This is a genomic window from Pantoea sp. USHLN256, assembly GCF_037149875.1.
In the GTDB taxonomy this organism is placed as follows: Bacteria; Pseudomonadota; Gammaproteobacteria; order Enterobacterales; family Enterobacteriaceae; genus Pantoea; species Pantoea nemavictus.
Genome location: NZ_JBBCQO010000004.1, coordinates 72,466 through 87,672 on the forward strand (window position 1 = coordinate 72,466; position 15,207 = coordinate 87,672).

Genomic DNA, 15,207 nt, shown 5'->3' on the forward strand with positions numbered 1-15,207 from the left:
CTCATGGCACAGGACGCCTTTTTTTATGCCTTTATCACAACGTCCGCTGGCGCTGGCTGCACACAATTTCACTTATGGCTAAATAAACTCACATTTCTCCCCTTTAATCCGCGCTTTAGCCTGAGCGGGTTTTGGCATTCTATGCTCAGAATTCCTGCCAGCTGAGGTGCGTTGTGGCTGAAGAGAGTAACGAGGACAAAACAGAATCGCCCACACCCCACCGACTTGAAAAAGCGCGTGAGGAGGGGCAGATTCCGCGTTCGCGCGAGCTGACTTCAGTGATGATGCTGTTGATTGGGCTGCTGATTTTGTGGGTCGGCGGTAACAGCATGGCGGAGCGCCTGGCGAGCATGGTGGCCACCGGTTTTCGTTTTGATCACGGCATGGTGAACGATGACAAGGTGATTATTGGCCACATTGGCAGCCTGATTAAACAAGCGGTGATTGCGCTGCTGCCGCTGATGGGCGGTTTAGTGGTGGTAGCCCTTGCCGGACCGATGGCGTTGGGTGGTCTCAACTTCAGCGGTAAATCCATCAAGTTCGATCTCAAGAAGCTCAATCCGTTAACCGGCATCGGCCGCATGTTCTCCGGACAAACCGCAGCCGAGCTGGTGAAGTCGATCATGAAAGCGGTACTGGTTGGCGTGGTCGCCGGTTGGTACATCTGGAGCCATTGGGAAGAAATGCTGCGCCTGATGAGCGAATCGCCGGTCAACGCGCTGCACCACGGTCTAACGCTGATGGCAGCCTGCTGCGGGCTGATCATGCTGGGATTGTTCCCGATGGTCGGTTTTGACGTGTTCTGGCAGCTCTACAGCTACTTCAAAAAACTGAAGATGACGCGACAGGAAATCCGCGACGAGCATAAGCAAAACGAGGGCGATCCGCACGTCAAAGGGCGTATTCGTCAGGCGATGCGGGCCGCCGCACGTCGCCGCATGATGGCCGATGTGCCCACAGCGGATGTCATCGTCACCAACCCGACGCACTACTCGGTGGCGCTGAAATATCAGGAAGGCAAGATGAATGCGCCAAAAGTGGTAGCGAAAGGCGCGGGCGATATCGCACTGAAAATTCGTGAATTAGCCAAAGAGCACCGCATCCCGATTCTGGAAGCGCCGCCGCTGGCGCGTGCGCTGTATCGACACACGGAAATAGGTCAGTTCATTCCCGGCGCGCTGTATGGCGCGGTGGCAGAAGTGCTGGCCTGGGTTTGGCAGCTACGACGCTGGAAGCGTGAAGGCGGCCTGATTCCAAACAAACCAAAAAACCTGCCGGTTCCGGCAGACATGGACTTTGCAGGAGAGAACAGAAACGATGGCTAATTTAGCCGAGAAGCTGCGTTTACCGGGCAACTTTAAAGACACGCAATGGCAGGTGCTGGCGGGGCCGGTACTGATCATGTTGATCCTGTCGATGATGGTGCTGCCGTTACCCGCATTCATTCTTGACCTGCTGTTCACCTTTAACATTGCGCTGTCGATCATGGTGCTGCTGGTGGCGATGTTTACCCAGCGCACGCTGGAGTTCGCCGCATTCCCGACCATTCTGTTGTTCTCGACGCTGCTGCGTCTGGCACTGAACGTCGCTTCCACGCGTATCATCCTGCTGGAAGGCCACACCGGCGCCGATGCCGCCGGACGCGTGGTGGAAGCCTTTGGTCACTTCCTCGTCGGCGGCAACTTCGCTATCGGTATCGTGGTGTTCATCATCCTCGTTATCATCAACTTCATGGTCATCACCAAAGGTGCTGGACGTATCGCCGAAGTCGGCGCGCGTTTCGTGCTGGATGGTATGCCAGGTAAGCAGATGGCGATCGATGCCGACCTTAATGCCGGTTTGATTGGTGAACAAGAAGCCAAACAACGCCGTACCGAAGTGACGCAGGAAGCCGATTTCTACGGCTCGATGGACGGTGCGAGTAAGTTCGTGCGCGGTGATGCCATCGCCGGCATCCTGATCATGGTGATTAACATCATCGGCGGCCTGCTGGTCGGCGTGGTGCAGCACGGTATGGATCTCGGTCACGCCGGTGAAACCTACACGCTGTTAACCATCGGTGACGGCCTGGTAGCGCAGATCCCCGCGCTGGTGATTTCCACCGCGGCAGGTGTCATCGTGACGCGCGTGGGCACCGATCAGGATGTCGGCGAGCAGATGGTGACCCAGCTGTTCAAAAATCCGCGTGTGCTGATGTTGAGCGGCGGCGTGATTGGTTTGCTCGGTCTGGTGCCGGGCATGCCGAACCTGGTGTTCCTGCTGTTCACCGCTGCGCTGTTGGGCCTGGCCTGGTGGCTGCGCGGTCGTGAAATGCAGCCGAAGAAACCGGCAGAATCCTCAGGTTTGGTCAAACCGCAGGAGACGCCAGCCACTGTGGAGGCGTCATGGACCGATGTGCAGCTGGAAGATTCGCTGGGGATGGAAGTGGGCTATCGTCTGATTCCGATGGTCGATCACCTGCAAAACGGCGAACTGCTGGGCCGCATCCGCAGTATACGTAAGAAGGTGGCGCAGGAGGTCGGTTTCCTGCCGCCGGTGGTGCATATCCGTGACAACATGGAGCTGCCGCCCGCGCGTTATCGCATCCTGATGAAAGGGGTGGAGATTGGCAGCGGTGATGCCTATCCGGGCCGCTGGATGGCGATCAACCCAGGCACCGCCGCCGGTTCGTTGCCGGGTGAGCCGACCGTCGATCCGGCCTTTGGTCTGGCGGCGATCTGGATCGATAGCGCATTGAAAGAGCAGGCGCAGATTCAGGGCTTTACCGTGGTTGAAGCCAGCACTGTGGTAGCAACCCACCTTAATCATCTGATTGGCCAATACGCCAGCGAGCTGTTTGGTCGTCAGGAAGCGCAGCAGCTGTTGGATCGCGTCACCCAGGAGATGCCGAAGCTGACCGAAGATCTGGTACCGGGCGTCATTACCCTGACCACGCTGCACAAAGTGCTGCAAAACCTGCTGACCGAACGCGTATCGATTCGCGACATGCGCACCATTATTGAGACGCTGGCAGAACATGCGCCGGTGCAGAACGATCCTCAGGAGTTAACCAGCGTGGTACGCGTGGCGCTGGGACGAGCCATCACCCAGCAGTGGTTCCCGGGCAACGGCGAAGTGCAGGTGATTGGCCTCGATGCCACGCTGGAGCGTCTGCTGCTGCAGGCATTGCAGGGCGGCGGTGGACTCGAGCCGGGTCTGGCCGATCGCTTACTGGTGCAGGCGCAAGGTGCGCTGCAGCAGCAAGAGATGGCGGGCGCGCCGCCGGTATTGCTGGTGAATCATCCGCTGCGTGCGCTGCTGGCGCGCTTCCTGCGCCGCAATCTGCCGCAGCTGATCGTGCTGTCGAATATGGAACTGACCGACAACCGTCAGATCCGCATGACCGCCACCATTGGAGGCAAGTAATGCGCCGCTGGTGCTGGGCATTAATGATGTTGCCGATAATGGCGATGCCGCTCGCGGCCAACGCGGCCAGTGGTGCCTGGACCGCCAACGCCAGCGGCCCCAGCCTCGGCGTGCGCGGTAACTGGCTGAAGACGCCGGCGCTGCGTGCGCCGTCATCCGCACCGGGCACTATTTCTGTGGTGAACTGGCGCTATCAGCTCAGCCGTCCTGCGCCGTCGGGTTTGCTGGTGCGCTTATGTGCCGCCGATCGCTGTGTCGAAATCGAAGGGGCCAGCGGCAGTACGCGGGGTTTAGCCAACGTCGCCGCAGAAGAGACGCTGCATCTGGCCTTTGGTTTTCAGGGCAAGGGCGCATTGCCGCCGGGCTTGCGCGTGGTGAGCAGTGAAGTGACGGTGAATTATCAGTAACCATTAAACTATCGGCGACGCTTATGGCGCCGCCGATAGTCTCAATTAAGGTTTATCCCCCTGACTGAAGAGGGGTGGATAAGCCAGCTTTGCATCCTGCCTTAATTCCTTAACCTGCTTCGCACTCACCTTGGCCGCTGCCGGATTACCAAACTGCTGACTGACAAAGTTACTGACGTCAGCCACCTGCTGATCGCTCAGCTCCGGCGCAAAGGCGGGCATAAACACGTCGCCTTCCGTCATGTGACGATGCACACCATTGAGGATCACTGACACCACGTTGGGTGCATCTGTCGCACCGGTGCTGGTGTGGTGGAACAGCGATGGATAAGCATGGAAGCCCGTGCCCGATCCCGCACCTTCCGCACCGTGACAGCTGGCGCAGTTGCCGGCAAACAGCACCGCGCCGGGCTGCGCGTTGCGCGTTGCGTCATCTGCGCCGCGCAGTGCAATCAACGCGGTTGACGCTTGTCCCCAGCTATCACGCGGCTTGGTTTGCTGCTTATCCGCCTGTGGCTTGACGCTGCGCAGATAGGTAGCGATATCTTGCAAGTCACTGTCCGGCAGATATTGCAGGCTGTGCTCAATCGCTTCGGCCATCGGGCCGGAGGCGCTGGCTTTGTTAGCGACAAACCCGGTTTTCAGGTAGGTCACCAGCTGCTGCTGGCTCCAGTTACCAATGCCTGCCTGCTTGTCCGGCGTAATGTTGTACGCCGTCCAGCCACCGAGATCGCCACCGGCCAGCGCGTGATCGCTGTCCATGCCCATGGTCAAATTACGTGGTGTGTGACAGGTGCCGCAGTGCGCCAGCGCTTCGACCAGATAGCGACCGTTATTCCACTGCGCGCTCTGCTGCGCATCGTTCTGTAATTCGCCCTTATCGAAGTTAAACCACTTCCAGAAGCGCATGCCCCAACGCTGGTTGAATGGGAACGGCAGGTCGGTTTGGGGTGAGGCCTGATGTACCGGCGGCATCGACAGTAAATAGGCTTTAATCGCCAGCACATCGTCGCGCTTCATTTTGGTGAAGGAGTCATACGGCATTGCCGGATAGAGCTGCTCACCATTTTTGCCAATGCCGTCGCGTACCGCGGCAACAAACTGATCGTCACTCCAGCTACCAATTCCGAACTGCTTATCGGCGGAGATATTGCTGCCCCAGATCTGACCGAAAGGCGTACTGACGGCAAAGCCGCCGCCAAACAGCGGACCGTTGGTGGCGGTATGGCAAGCGGTACAGTCGCTGGCGCGTGCCAGATATTCACCGCGTTTAATCTGCGCGGCGTTGTCTGCCGCCTGAGCCACGGCACACTGCATCAGGACCAGCGCGATAGCGGCCTGAAGAAATACAGGTTTCATCGGGTAATCCTTATAAGCTTGCCAGCACGCTGTCGGCCATGCGTAGCGCCAGCGCGGTGCCGGTCAGGGTGGAGTTCACCGTCGACGCTGAGGGCATAATGCCGGTGCCGGCGATAAACAGGTTCGGGTGGTCGTGAGTGCGGCAGTGGCCATCCACCACCGAATCCTGCGGATTGCTGCCCATGATCATGGTGCCGGTGATGTGCTGATTGTTGTCGTAAACCCCGCGTGGGCTGTAAATCGCCTCGGTTCCGCCCATCTGTTTAACCATGCGCTGGAAGTCGACCATTGACTGGTCATAGCCGCGATGCACGTATTCCGGGAAGCTGTAATGAACCTCGAGACGAGGAATGCCCCAGGCATCCTTTTCCGTTTTGCTCAGGGTGACGCGGTTCTGCGGTTCCGGCAGCATCTCCAGCAGGCACTTCAGCTGGACAAAACGCTCGGCCTGGAAAGCCAGCTTGTCATTGAGCGCCTGGCCGTAATAACCCTGACGCACCAAGCGTTCGGTGAGATAGCGCACCGGCGAGGTGTTGGAGAGGTCGATACGCAGCGCCGAACGTTCAGCGCGGAAATCACCGTCACGCAGATTATTGATACTGCCGGGACGCATTGGGCCACGACCAAACCACACTGGCTCATCGGCGTAGAACTCCACCGACGATCCTGGATGATCCATCAGATTACGCCCCACCATACCGGAACGATTGGCGATGCCGTCCGGATAGCGTTCGCTGGCGGAGAGCAGCAGGATTTTCGGGCTCTCGATGCCGTTCGCCGTCAGGACAAACTGTTTGCCGGTGACGCGATGGCGCACTTTGTTTTGATCGAGGTAATGCACCGCCTGAATGGTGCCTTTATCGTCGGCTTCAATGCGAAACACTACCGCGTTGGTGACAATTTTCACCCCGGCATCCAGCGCCTTGCGTGCCGCTATGCCGCCGTGATACTGCGCATCAATCGGGCACACTGGCATGCAGTTATTATTGCCGCAGCAGGCTGGACGACCGTCATAGGCGATGCTGTTGCGCGCCTGTGGACCAATGCCAACCTCATAACTCAGCGGACCGAGACGCTGCTTCAGGCGATCAAAACCGTACGGCAGCGGGATGCCTGGCAGCGGGTAAGGGCGTGAGCGTGGAGAAGCCAGATCGCTGTCGCCGGATACGCCCATCTGATACTCGGCGTCACAGTAATAAGGCTCCAGCTCGGCATAGCTGATCGGCCAGTCACGACCAACGCCGTACAGCGACTGAATACGCATATCGTTGGGTAACAGGCGGAACGCCTGGCCAGCCCAGTGCCACGTGGTGCCACCGGTACCGCGCAGATACTGGGCGCGATAGGGATCGGGGCCTTTCTGGATCAGATAGTTATTATCACTGGGAATAAATTTTGGCTGCGGTGCCCACGGCTGCGGCGGATAGGGTTCAGTGAAGTCGCCTTTAAACGGCGAGTTGCGGAAATATTCCACCGCGCGATCGCGTTTGATCTCCGGCCCGGACTCCAGTATCAGCACCGACGCGCCGGCGTTAGCCATCTTCAGTGCCGCCAGAGAACCGGCAATACCGGCACCAATCACCACCACATCGGCGCTTAATGAATCAGACATGTGCTCTCCTTGCTGGCGGTTGCGTCCAGAAGTTAGGTTGCCCCGGCGCGTAGCTCGGTGGTAACAGCCAATCGCGTACCCGCTGATAGCTGACAATATTTTCGAAGGCGATGCATTGCGGCCGTGGCAGCGGGCCGACGACGCCCAGATACCAACCGGAAACCAGCGCCTGATAAAGGTCGTTCAATGCCTTGGGCTGGGAGCTCAACAGCGTCAATAGCGTGCTGCCGTTGGCGGCGGGCTGCTGCTGCAATAGCGTGCTGAGTGTATCGAGTTGGCTATCAAGCTGCGGGACATGCTCGTGCAGCCAGCTGTACAGGCGCTGGGCCAGTAGAGCATCCGGCTGTGCCAGCCCGGTGAGGGTGACGGAAATTGCGCGAAAACTGGCGGAGGGCGCAACCGCGGCGGCCAGCGGGGGTGCCGCGAAAGCGAGGTTGCCGGGCAGCACCTGCGTCAGGACGCCAGCCACCAGCAGGCCCGCCGTGCCGGTCAATAGCCGGCGGCGTGAAAGAGTCATCAGAAAAGGTTCCTTGAAGTTACTTCAGCGCCTGAGCGGCAGCCTCTGAAGCCTGATTATCCAGTTCCTGTTTGGGGGTGCTGACGCCGACGGCGCCGACCACTTCACTCTGCAGCTGGAGCGGGTAGCCCCCGCCGAGTGCGACAGTATGCGGGATCGCGAGAACGGTGGTTTCACCGCTCTGCAGACGCTGCATAAATTTCAGTGAGGGGACGTGATACAGCGCCGAGGTGCGGGCTTTACCTATTGCGGCATCCACACAACCCGGCGACGCGCCGTCAAGGCGCTGGAAGGCCAGCAGCGTGCCGCTGGCATCGACCACCGCCACGCAGCCGGTACTGTGTTGCGCGCTGATGCTATTTTTCACACTGGTCATGACCTGGTTGGTGTGGCTGGCGTCCAGCGCGGCGGCGCTGGCCTGGCCGATACCCGCTGCCAGCAGCAGGGAAAGGGCGACAGATGCTCTACTCTTCATTTTTTGCTTCCGATATTTATTGTTTTAAACCTGCTTCTCGTCTCGCTTACGCTACGCTGTTGCAAAAATGTAAACAATTGCCGATAAACAAAACGCATACCTCTATCCGTATAACTCATTGAGGTGAATAGATCTTATCCAGCGTCTCTTGCCAGATGAACGGTGTCAGTTGTTGATAGCGCAGGGAACGTGCGTTTAACGCATCAATCAGCCCTTGCTGTGTCGCAACAATTGCTGCGCTCATCGCGGCTGGTACGTTGACGTCTTGCAGCGTTTTCACCACTTCCTGCATCTCTTCAGCGCGGCGCTGGCCGTGTTCCGCCACGCGGCTAATCAGGTAGTGCGGCAGCTGATCGTTCCAGCCAAGCGAAGGAAAACTGGCGTGCAGCGAGTCGAGCACCGCTTCTTCAACGCCGTACTGCCGCGCCGCACTCAGACATTCGGTGGTCAGCGCTTCCAGTCCTTTAATCATGACGCTGCGGCACATCTTAATCGCCGAGGCTTCACCCACTTCGCAACCCAGCAGGCGGCTGTTGCAACCGAGTTGTTGCAGCAGCGGCTGCACTTGAGCAGCCTGAACGCCGCCAATCAACAGCGGCGTGGCCAGGCGCTTTGGCGGTACCGGCGCCATCACCGCCACGTCGACGTAGCTGGCATCGCTGGCGCTAATCACCTCCGCCGCAACGCGTTTGGTATGCGGTGCCACGGAATTGAGATCGAGAAAATGCTGGCCATTGTGTAATAGCGCTGCGGCCTGCTGCGCCACGTTCAGTGCCTGCGATGCGGTGACCGTGGAGAACACCAGCGCGGCATCCTGCAGCGCTTCAGCCAGCGAGTTGGCTAACCGCACGCCGCTGTGCTGCGCTTTTTGCCGCAACGCGGGCAGGTTCTCCGCCTCAAGGGCTTTGCGATCCCATACCGTCACCGAATTGCCCTGCGCCTGTAAGTCATGGGCCAGAATGCCGCCCGCTTCACCAAAACCGATAAACGTGATGTTCATCCATTACTCCTTGCTGAATGGCCAAATCGCCGCCGGAATCAACACCTCACCGGCAAAAATGGCGCGCGCGGTGCGCAGCAGACCGCAGCCCGCCAGCGGGTTATCACCGCTGCGCTGCAGCAGCACGCTGAACTCACCGCTCGGATGTTCCACGCTCAGACGCTGCTGAGGCGCATCGCTGGTACGCGCCAGGCCGTCGGCGACGCTACCCGGAATCAAACAGGCGCTGGCGACACTCACCGCGCCGAGCACGCCAATCGAGGCGTGGCAGCGGTGGGGAATAAAGGTGCGTGAGCTGATCGCACCGCCGTGACGTGCTTCAGCCAGCAGGGTCACTTTCGGCACCGTGCGCTGGCTGACATCACCCAGATTCATGCACGGCCCAGCCTGCAGGCGAATCGACTCCAGCCGCTGTTTCAGCTCGCTGTCGTTATCTAATTCGTCGCGGCTTTCATAGCCGCTGCGATTGACATCCGCAGCTCGCACCAGGATCACCGGCATACCGTTGTCGATGCAGGTGACGTCGATGCCGTCAAAGCGATCGCGCGGTTGACCGGTCGGCAGCAGGGCGCCACAGCTCGATCCCGCAATATCGTTGAAGGTGAGGGCGATCTCGCCCGCCGTGCCCGGTACGCCGTCAATGCGCAGTTCGCCGTCATAGTCGACTTCCCCGCCGGGCGTGGCGAACGTTGCTTCGGCAATTTGCCCGGTGTTGTGCATAAAAATGCGCACCGTGGTGCATTCACGGCCCGCCGCAACCAGCCAGCGCTCGACCGCGAAGGGCCCAACGGCAGCAAGAATGTTGCCGCAGTTTTGCCCGTAATCGACGCTGGGGCGATCGACATTGACCTGGGCAAACAGATAATCGACATCGGCATCGTCGCGGCTGGACGCGCTGACGATCGCCACTTTGCTGGTCAGCGGATCGGCGCCGCCCAGGCCATCTATCTGACGGATATCGGGCGATCCCATCACCGCCAGCAGCACCCGGTCACGCGCTGTGGGATCGGCTGGCAGATCCTGAGCCAGAAAGCAGGCGGCTTTTGAGGTGCCGCCGCGCATCAACAAGCAGGGAATGCGACGCTGGCGCATGGTTTACTCCTCCAGTTGCTCAAGCGTGTCGAGATAGCGCAGGCCTTTCTCCGCCAGGCGCGGGCGCATCTGGTAAATATCCAGCCCCAGTTCACCGTCTGCCAGGCGGGCACGTTTGCTCTCCTCCAGCGCTTCACGCTGACGCGCTTTTTCTGCCACGCTGGCGGCGTCACTGCGCGGCACCACCACCACGCCGTCGTCATCGGCCACGATCACGTCACCAGGCCAGACCAGCTGTCCGGCGCACACGAGCGGGACATTGACCGAACCGAGCGTCTCTTTCACGGTGCCTTGCGCATATACCGCACGCGACCAGACCGCGAAACCCATTGCGCGCAAGGTGCGGCTATCACGCACCCCAACATCCGCCACCAGTCCGCGTACACCGCGCGACTGAAGCGAGGTTGCCAGCAGATCGCCAAAAAAGCCGTCGCTGCACGGTGAGGTGGGCGCTACCACCAGCACATCGCCCGGCTGACACAATTCCACTGCCACGTGGAACATCCAGTTATCGCCTGGTGCCACCAGCACGGTGATCGCACTGCCAGCAATGCCACAATCCTGCTGAATGGGGCGAATGGCGGGATCGAGCAAGCCTGTGCGCCCCTGCGCTTCATGCACGGTGGCGACACCTGAACGGGCCAGGGCATCGATATCCACCGCAGCAGCACGTTGAATATGGCGTACCGCCACGCCTTTTTTACCGATGAGGCTCATGCCAGATCCTCCGTTACGCGCGGGAAGATGCTTTGATAACCTTCGCCATAAACGATATCGCGCTGACTGGTGATCCCGACGTTACGCTTGGCCTGCACGCCACGCTGCTGCGCGACGCGCGTGTAGTATTCCCACAGATGTTCCTGCCCGGCCATGCACTGAATCGCCTGATATTTTTTATCCCACACCGAGGTGATATCCAGCAGCACATCCGGTTTCCAGTTGCACTGCTCTGGCTGGTGCGGTTCGAAGCAGTAGACCGGCGGTGCACCGACGATTTTTTCGCCCGGACGATAACCTTCAGCCTGGGCAATAATGCGTGCTTCCTGCGCCAGATGCGTGGCCATCGGGTGATCGTAGTTGTAGGGATCCTGCAACGAGTGCGTCAGGACAAAGTGCGGCTGCACCCGGCGATAAACGTCGGCCAGGCGGAACAGGGTTTCTTTGTCGGCGCGCAGCGGATAATCGCCGAGGTCAAAAAATTCGATGCTGGCACCCAGAATGTCGGCCGCCGCCTGCGCCTCGCTGCGCCGGGCCGCTTTCACTTTCGCCTCACTCATCTCACCTTTACGCCACAGCTTGGCCGATTCACCGCGCTCGCCAAATGAGAGACAGACAACGTGAACCTCATAGCCCTGCGCATGATGAAGCGCGATGGCGCCACCCGCGCGCCAGACGAAATCCGCTGAGTGAGCGCTGACCACCAGCGCGGTTTTTTTTGGGATGTTATCAGTCATGGCATACTCCTCCGCTGTTTTTTCCATGCTGTCACTGCCGGCGCGGTGCGGATAATTCATTTGATTGCAGCGGGTATGCGTTTTATTTATATTGCGACATCGATCGGTGGAGAAAGTGGGCAGGGAAAGATGGCGGAAAATGCGAGTCAGGAACTGACAAACCTGATGCAAATCAGAGCCTTTTGTCAGGTGGTAGCGCAGGGCAGTGTTTCTCGTGCGGCAGATGAATTATTTCGCACCCAGTCGGCGATTACGCGTGCCATTCGCGACCTGGAACTCACGTTAGGCGTCACGCTGTTTGAGCGCCACGCTGGCGGCATGATGCTAACTGACTTTGGCAAATGTGTTCTGCCGCGCGCCTTACGCGCGATTGAGGAGTTGCATCAGGTACCGCAGCGCCTGGCAAAACTACAGGGGCGCGGCGCACAACGTAACGATGCGGAACCGCTGTGGCTGTTTAACGTGCGTCGCCTGCAAATTTTTATCACCTTGTGTCAAACGCGGCATATGCAGACGGTGGCGGCGCGTCTCGGACTCAGTCAACCGGCGGTGAGCGCCGCGCTGCGCGTGCTGGAGAATGGCGCCGGCCTCGCGCTGCTGGAGCGTACGCCACATGGCATGATGCCCTCGCTGGCCGGGCGTGAAATCGAGCCTTACGTACGGCGTGCTCTGAATGAACTGCGCCATATTCCGGCCGATATTGCCGCGCGTAGCGGGATTCTGGAGGGGACCGTACGCGTTGGTGCGCTGCCGCTGGGACGTACGCGCATTCTGCCGCAGGCGATCGTGATGCTGACGGCGCGTTATCCGGGCGTGCGCGTGGTGACCAGTGAAAGTGCCTTTGGCGTATTGGCCGCAGAAATGCGCTCTGGCGATATTGATTTTATCTTTGGTGCGCTGCGCCGTGATGAAGACGCGCTGGACGTCACGCGCGAAACGCTGTTCTCCGAGCGTATGGTGTTGCTGGCGCGCCACGATCATCCGCTGGTGGGACGCGAGATTGCTACCGACGATCTGCGTGCTGCGCGTTGGGTTCTGCCGCGTTCGGCAACGCCAGCGCGCTATCTGCTGAATAACAGTTTCCAGGCGATGGGCATTCCGGCGCCCGATCCGCTGGTGGAAACCGGCGATCTGGCACTGGTGCGAGGCTTGCTAATGCAGTCGGATATGCTGGCGGCGGTCTCCGCTCATCAGCTGGAAGTTGAGCTGGCATCCGGCGCGCTGGTGGCGTTGCCGGTGCCTTTACCGGATACCGAACGCGCCATCGGGCTGACGGTGCGCGCGGGCTGCCTGCACTCTCCGGCAGCGGATGCGTTGATCCGCTGCCTGCGTGAAGTGTGCGGGCAGGGCGAATAATTAGCCTGCGCGTGCTGCTTCCATCAACGCATAGCGATAGCCGCGAATGCCGTAGCCGCAGATGACACCCTGCGCGACGTCCGAAAGATAGGAGTGGTGACGGAAGGGCTCACGTTTATGCACGTTAGTGATGTGCACTTCCCATAGCGGCAGCGCCACGCCGGTGACCGCATCACGGATCGCCACCGAGGTGTGCGTCCATGCCGCCGGATTGATCACCAGCGCCTGCGCCTGCAGGCGTGCCTGCTGGATCCACTCGATCATTTCACCTTCGTGGTTAGTCTGACGAAACTCAATGGCAACGCCCAACTCTTCGGCCGTCGCCCGGCACAGCGCTTCCACGCTCTCGAGCGTATCGGCACCGTAAGTTTCCGGCTCACGGGTACCCAGCAAATTGAGGTTCGGGCCGTTCAAAACGTAGATGGTTCTCATCGTGACTCCTGTGATTCAGTAAAACCAAACAGCCGCTTTGGCGTGTGCCACAGCACCTGGCGGCGGCTCTTTTCGTCGGGGATCAGCTGTTCGATGAGCAGCAGTTGCGTGCCCATATCCATGCGTTCGCTGGCGCGCAGGAAGGGCCAGTCGGATCCCCACAGGCAGTTTTCGGCACCGAACGCCTGCAGCAGTGCCAGCAGATAGGGATGACCATCGCTGAAGGGATAAGGCTGGCGGGAAAATTTCGCCAGCCCGGAGAGTTTCACGCTGGTGCGCTGCTGATCGGCCAGCGACAGCAGCGCCTGAAACGCCGGTTGCTTCAGGACTGCGCTGACGTCCGGTCGACCTGAGTGATCAATCAGCAGGCGCGCGCGGGTCCGTGACAGCAGCGGCATCAGTGCCAGCAGCTGGTCGTTCTGCACCTGGATTTGGGCAAACAGATCCAGCTCCGCTAGCCTGCCCATCAGGCCATCCAGCTGGATAAACGGTTCGGTGCCCAGCATCGCCACGTTAAGCGCGATCCCGACAATGCCCTGCGCTTTCAGGCTGGCGAGCGTATCGCTATCGACATCACGCGGCGTGACCGCAATCCCCTTGAAACGGCCTTCACCGCGCTTGATGGTATCCAGCAGGCAGCGGTTGTCGGTGTTGTAACCCGAGGTCGGACCGACAATCAGCGAATGGCGGATGTTGTAGGCCTGCATCACGGCGCGATAGTAATCTGGCGTCGCCAGCTCGTGCCCGTCCGGGTTATAGGCGCTTTCGGGCGCCCAGGGAAAGTTTTTGGGATCAAAAACGTGGTGATGGCAGTCAATGACCGGTTGCGTAAACATCAGTCTGCTTTCCCCGCCACAGAGTAGAGCACCTGTTGATTGCGCGTCTGCTGGAACTGCTCCAGCGTTTCGCCACGCATCGCCGAGTAGATATGCAGGTTAGACACGCCGACCACTGCACCCAGTTTTTCCAGCAGGAAGAAGCTGACGCCGTAGTGGATCATGCCACGCCAGTCGAGCTGGGTGATGAGCGCCTGCTCTTCAGCGGTCAGCCCGGCTTCCTGATACAGCGCCTGCGGCTCCTCGCGGAAACGCTTACGCCATTCCGGTTGAATCATGCGGTGCAGGAAGCGGTTGATTCGCAGCGCTTTCAGGCTGCGCGCCTGAGTAAAGGGATAGGTGCCTGGCAGTTTTTCCACCCCGCTGAGCTGCAGGTTGATCTTATCGCGCTGGCGCTGATGCACATCTACCGGTGCCTCGCGCGATTGGTTTTCGAGGATCAGCGTGGCGATGCCGGTCATTGACGGCAGATAGTAGTCCTGATGCAGTTTCTCAACGTTAGCCGACAGCGCACCGCGCATGATCAGCCACATGATCACTTCGGCGCCTTCCAGACCACCGAGCGTGGCGTATTCCGCCAGAGTGATTTCGGTCAGACGCTCAGGGTCGTTGATCAGCAGATCGATAAACTGGGCATCCCATTCTGGATTGTTGAAGCCGCAGCGCTCGCCGTGTACCTGATGTGAGACGCCACCGGTCGCTACCACGGCAACCTTCAGGTCTTCGGGGAAACTCTCCACCGCGCGTTTCAGCGCCTGGCCCAATTTATAGCAACGGCGTGCCGTTGGAATCGGGAACTGTAAAACGCCCACCGCCAGCGGAACTACCTGCATTGGCCAGCCGCCTTGCCACGGCGCCAGCGCCGACAGCGGAGAGAACAGGCCGTGATCCAGCGCTTTGTCCTGGAAGAATGACATATCGAACTCATCGGCCATCAGGCTGGCACCAATATGTTGCGACAGCGCCGCATGGCCTTTTACCGGCGGCAGATCGCGCGCGCCACCCCCCTCATCGGCGACGGCATAGTCGTCATCAATGCCCAGTACAAAGGCTGAGTAGTGATCGAAAAAGAACGAGGTGACGTGATCGTTAAACACATACAGCAGCACGTCCGGTTTCTTCTCCTCCAGCCAACGCTGCATTGGCGCAAAGCCATCGAATATCGGTGCCCAGGCACCTTCCTGCTGCTTGTTGTGATCGACCGCAAAGCCAATGGTAGGTGTATGAGAAACTGCCAGACCGCCTATGATTTTAGCCATGAG

The 15,207-nt window shown here is 59.6% G+C and carries 15 protein-coding genes; 4 read left to right on the plus strand and 11 right to left on the minus strand.

Annotated features, from left to right (window positions below; translation table 11 throughout):
* Nucleotides 1–173: 173 nt before the first annotated feature.
* From flhB to flhE, 3 genes are read left to right on the plus strand one after another with little or no spacing between them, the layout of a single operon-like run.
* On the plus strand, nucleotides 174–1,325 hold the full coding sequence (gene flhB / locus WFL93_RS12040) for a flagellar biosynthesis protein FlhB (protein WP_007892843.1): 1,152 nt from the start codon (nucleotides 174–176) through the stop codon (nucleotides 1,323–1,325).
* Complete coding sequence (flhA, locus tag WFL93_RS12045) at nucleotides 1,318–3,405, plus strand: flagellar biosynthesis protein FlhA (protein WP_180821968.1); 2,088 nt, start codon at nucleotides 1,318–1,320, stop codon at nucleotides 3,403–3,405. Before flhB ends, flhA begins: the two co-directional genes overlap by 8 nt.
* Nucleotides 3,405–3,812: a flagellar protein FlhE gene (flhE, locus tag WFL93_RS12050; protein ID WP_007892839.1), complete on the plus strand. Its 408-nt coding sequence runs from the start codon at nucleotides 3,405–3,407 to the stop codon at nucleotides 3,810–3,812. Before flhA ends, flhE begins: the two co-directional genes overlap by 1 nt.
* Nucleotides 3,813–3,857: 45 nt before the next feature.
* Here the strand turns inward: flhE and WFL93_RS12055 are convergent, their stop codons facing one another.
* The 8 genes from WFL93_RS12055 to galB all read right to left on the minus strand — a co-directional run bounded on the left by WFL93_RS12055 (nucleotide 3,858) and on the right by galB (nucleotide 11,321).
* A complete protein-coding gene (locus WFL93_RS12055; protein ID WP_180821966.1) occupies nucleotides 3,858–5,171 on the minus strand; it encodes a c-type cytochrome in 1,314 nt (437 codons plus the stop codon).
* Between the two features lie 10 nt (nucleotides 5,172–5,181).
* The gene (locus WFL93_RS12060) at nucleotides 5,182–6,783 is read right to left on the minus strand and encodes a GMC family oxidoreductase (protein WP_336778221.1); all 1,602 of its coding nucleotides are present in this window, start codon (nucleotides 6,781–6,783) and stop codon (nucleotides 5,182–5,184) included.
* On the minus strand, nucleotides 6,776–7,303 hold the full coding sequence (locus WFL93_RS12065; protein WP_336778385.1) for a sugar dehydrogenase complex small subunit: 528 nt from the start codon (nucleotides 7,301–7,303) through the stop codon (nucleotides 6,776–6,778). Before WFL93_RS12065 ends, WFL93_RS12060 begins: the two co-directional genes overlap by 8 nt.
* Before the next feature lie 16 nt (nucleotides 7,304–7,319).
* A complete protein-coding gene (locus WFL93_RS12070; protein WP_336778222.1) occupies nucleotides 7,320–7,775 on the minus strand; it encodes a GlcG/HbpS family heme-binding protein in 456 nt (151 codons plus the stop codon).
* 115 nt (nucleotides 7,776–7,890) lie between these two features.
* A complete protein-coding gene (locus tag WFL93_RS12075) occupies nucleotides 7,891–8,775 on the minus strand; it encodes an NAD(P)-dependent oxidoreductase (protein ID WP_336778223.1) in 885 nt (294 codons plus the stop codon).
* 3 nt (nucleotides 8,776–8,778) lie between these two features.
* Entirely contained in the window at nucleotides 8,779–9,867 is a 1,089-nt protein-coding gene (locus tag WFL93_RS12080) for a 4-oxalomesaconate tautomerase (RefSeq protein WP_336778224.1), read from the minus strand.
* Nucleotides 9,868–9,870: 3 nt separating this feature from the next.
* Nucleotides 9,871–10,584, minus strand: a complete 714-nt coding sequence (locus WFL93_RS12085) for a 4-carboxy-4-hydroxy-2-oxoadipate aldolase/oxaloacetate decarboxylase (RefSeq protein WP_336778225.1) — start codon at nucleotides 10,582–10,584, stop codon at nucleotides 9,871–9,873.
* On the minus strand, nucleotides 10,581–11,321 hold the full coding sequence (galB, locus tag WFL93_RS12090) for a 4-oxalmesaconate hydratase (RefSeq protein WP_336778226.1): 741 nt from the start codon (nucleotides 11,319–11,321) through the stop codon (nucleotides 10,581–10,583). Before galB ends, WFL93_RS12085 begins: the two co-directional genes overlap by 4 nt.
* Nucleotides 11,322–11,450: 129 nt before the next feature.
* On the opposite strand from galB, the gene WFL93_RS12095 reads away from it, so the two are divergent.
* Nucleotides 11,451–12,677 carry a LysR family transcriptional regulator gene (locus WFL93_RS12095; RefSeq protein WP_336778227.1) on the plus strand — a complete coding sequence of 409 codons (1,227 nt, stop codon included), beginning with the start codon at nucleotides 11,451–11,453 and terminating at the stop codon, nucleotides 12,675–12,677.
* Here WFL93_RS12095 and aroQ read toward each other — a convergent pair whose 3' ends face one another.
* From aroQ to WFL93_RS12110, 3 genes are read right to left on the minus strand one after another with little or no spacing between them, the layout of a single operon-like run.
* Nucleotides 12,678–13,109, minus strand: a complete 432-nt coding sequence (gene aroQ / locus WFL93_RS12100) for a type II 3-dehydroquinate dehydratase (RefSeq protein WP_049852062.1) — start codon at nucleotides 13,107–13,109, stop codon at nucleotides 12,678–12,680. It abuts the gene before it with no gap.
* The gene (locus WFL93_RS12105; RefSeq protein ID WP_336778228.1) at nucleotides 13,106–13,945 is read right to left on the minus strand and encodes an amidohydrolase family protein; all 840 of its coding nucleotides are present in this window, start codon (nucleotides 13,943–13,945) and stop codon (nucleotides 13,106–13,108) included. Before WFL93_RS12105 ends, aroQ begins: the two co-directional genes overlap by 4 nt.
* Nucleotides 13,945–15,204: a gallate dioxygenase gene (locus WFL93_RS12110; protein ID WP_336778229.1), complete on the minus strand. Its 1,260-nt coding sequence runs from the start codon at nucleotides 15,202–15,204 to the stop codon at nucleotides 13,945–13,947. Before WFL93_RS12110 ends, WFL93_RS12105 begins: the two co-directional genes overlap by 1 nt.
* Nucleotides 15,205–15,207: the final 3 nt, after the last annotated feature.

Excerpts from the sequence above, each read along its gene's own strand:
- flhA (WP_180821968.1), top strand. The coding sequence starts at position 1,318 with ATGGCTAATTTAGCCGAGAAGCTGCGTTTACCGGGCAACTTTAAAGAC.
- flhE (WP_007892839.1), top strand. The coding sequence starts at position 3,405 with ATGCGCCGCTGGTGCTGGGCATTAATGATGTTGCCGATAATGGCGATG.
- WFL93_RS12055 (WP_180821966.1), bottom strand. The coding sequence starts at position 5,171 with ATGAAACCTGTATTTCTTCAGGCCGCTATCGCGCTGGTCCTGATGCAG.
- WFL93_RS12060 (WP_336778221.1), bottom strand. The coding sequence starts at position 6,783 with ATGTCTGATTCATTAAGCGCCGATGTGGTGGTGATTGGTGCCGGTATT.
- WFL93_RS12070 (WP_336778222.1), bottom strand. The coding sequence starts at position 7,775 with ATGAAGAGTAGAGCATCTGTCGCCCTTTCCCTGCTGCTGGCAGCGGGT.
- WFL93_RS12075 (WP_336778223.1), bottom strand. The coding sequence starts at position 8,775 with ATGAACATCACGTTTATCGGTTTTGGTGAAGCGGGCGGCATTCTGGCC.
- WFL93_RS12080 (WP_336778224.1), bottom strand. The coding sequence starts at position 9,867 with ATGCGCCAGCGTCGCATTCCCTGCTTGTTGATGCGCGGCGGCACCTCA.
- WFL93_RS12085 (WP_336778225.1), bottom strand. The coding sequence starts at position 10,584 with ATGAGCCTCATCGGTAAAAAAGGCGTGGCGGTACGCCATATTCAACGT.
- galB (WP_336778226.1), bottom strand. The coding sequence starts at position 11,321 with ATGACTGATAACATCCCAAAAAAAACCGCGCTGGTGGTCAGCGCTCAC.
- WFL93_RS12095 (WP_336778227.1), top strand. The coding sequence starts at position 11,451 with ATGGCGGAAAATGCGAGTCAGGAACTGACAAACCTGATGCAAATCAGA.
- aroQ (WP_049852062.1), bottom strand. The coding sequence starts at position 13,109 with ATGAGAACCATCTACGTTTTGAACGGCCCGAACCTCAATTTGCTGGGT.
- WFL93_RS12105 (WP_336778228.1), bottom strand. The coding sequence starts at position 13,945 with ATGTTTACGCAACCGGTCATTGACTGCCATCACCACGTTTTTGATCCC.
- WFL93_RS12110 (WP_336778229.1), bottom strand. The coding sequence starts at position 15,204 with ATGGCTAAAATCATAGGCGGTCTGGCAGTTTCTCATACACCTACCATT.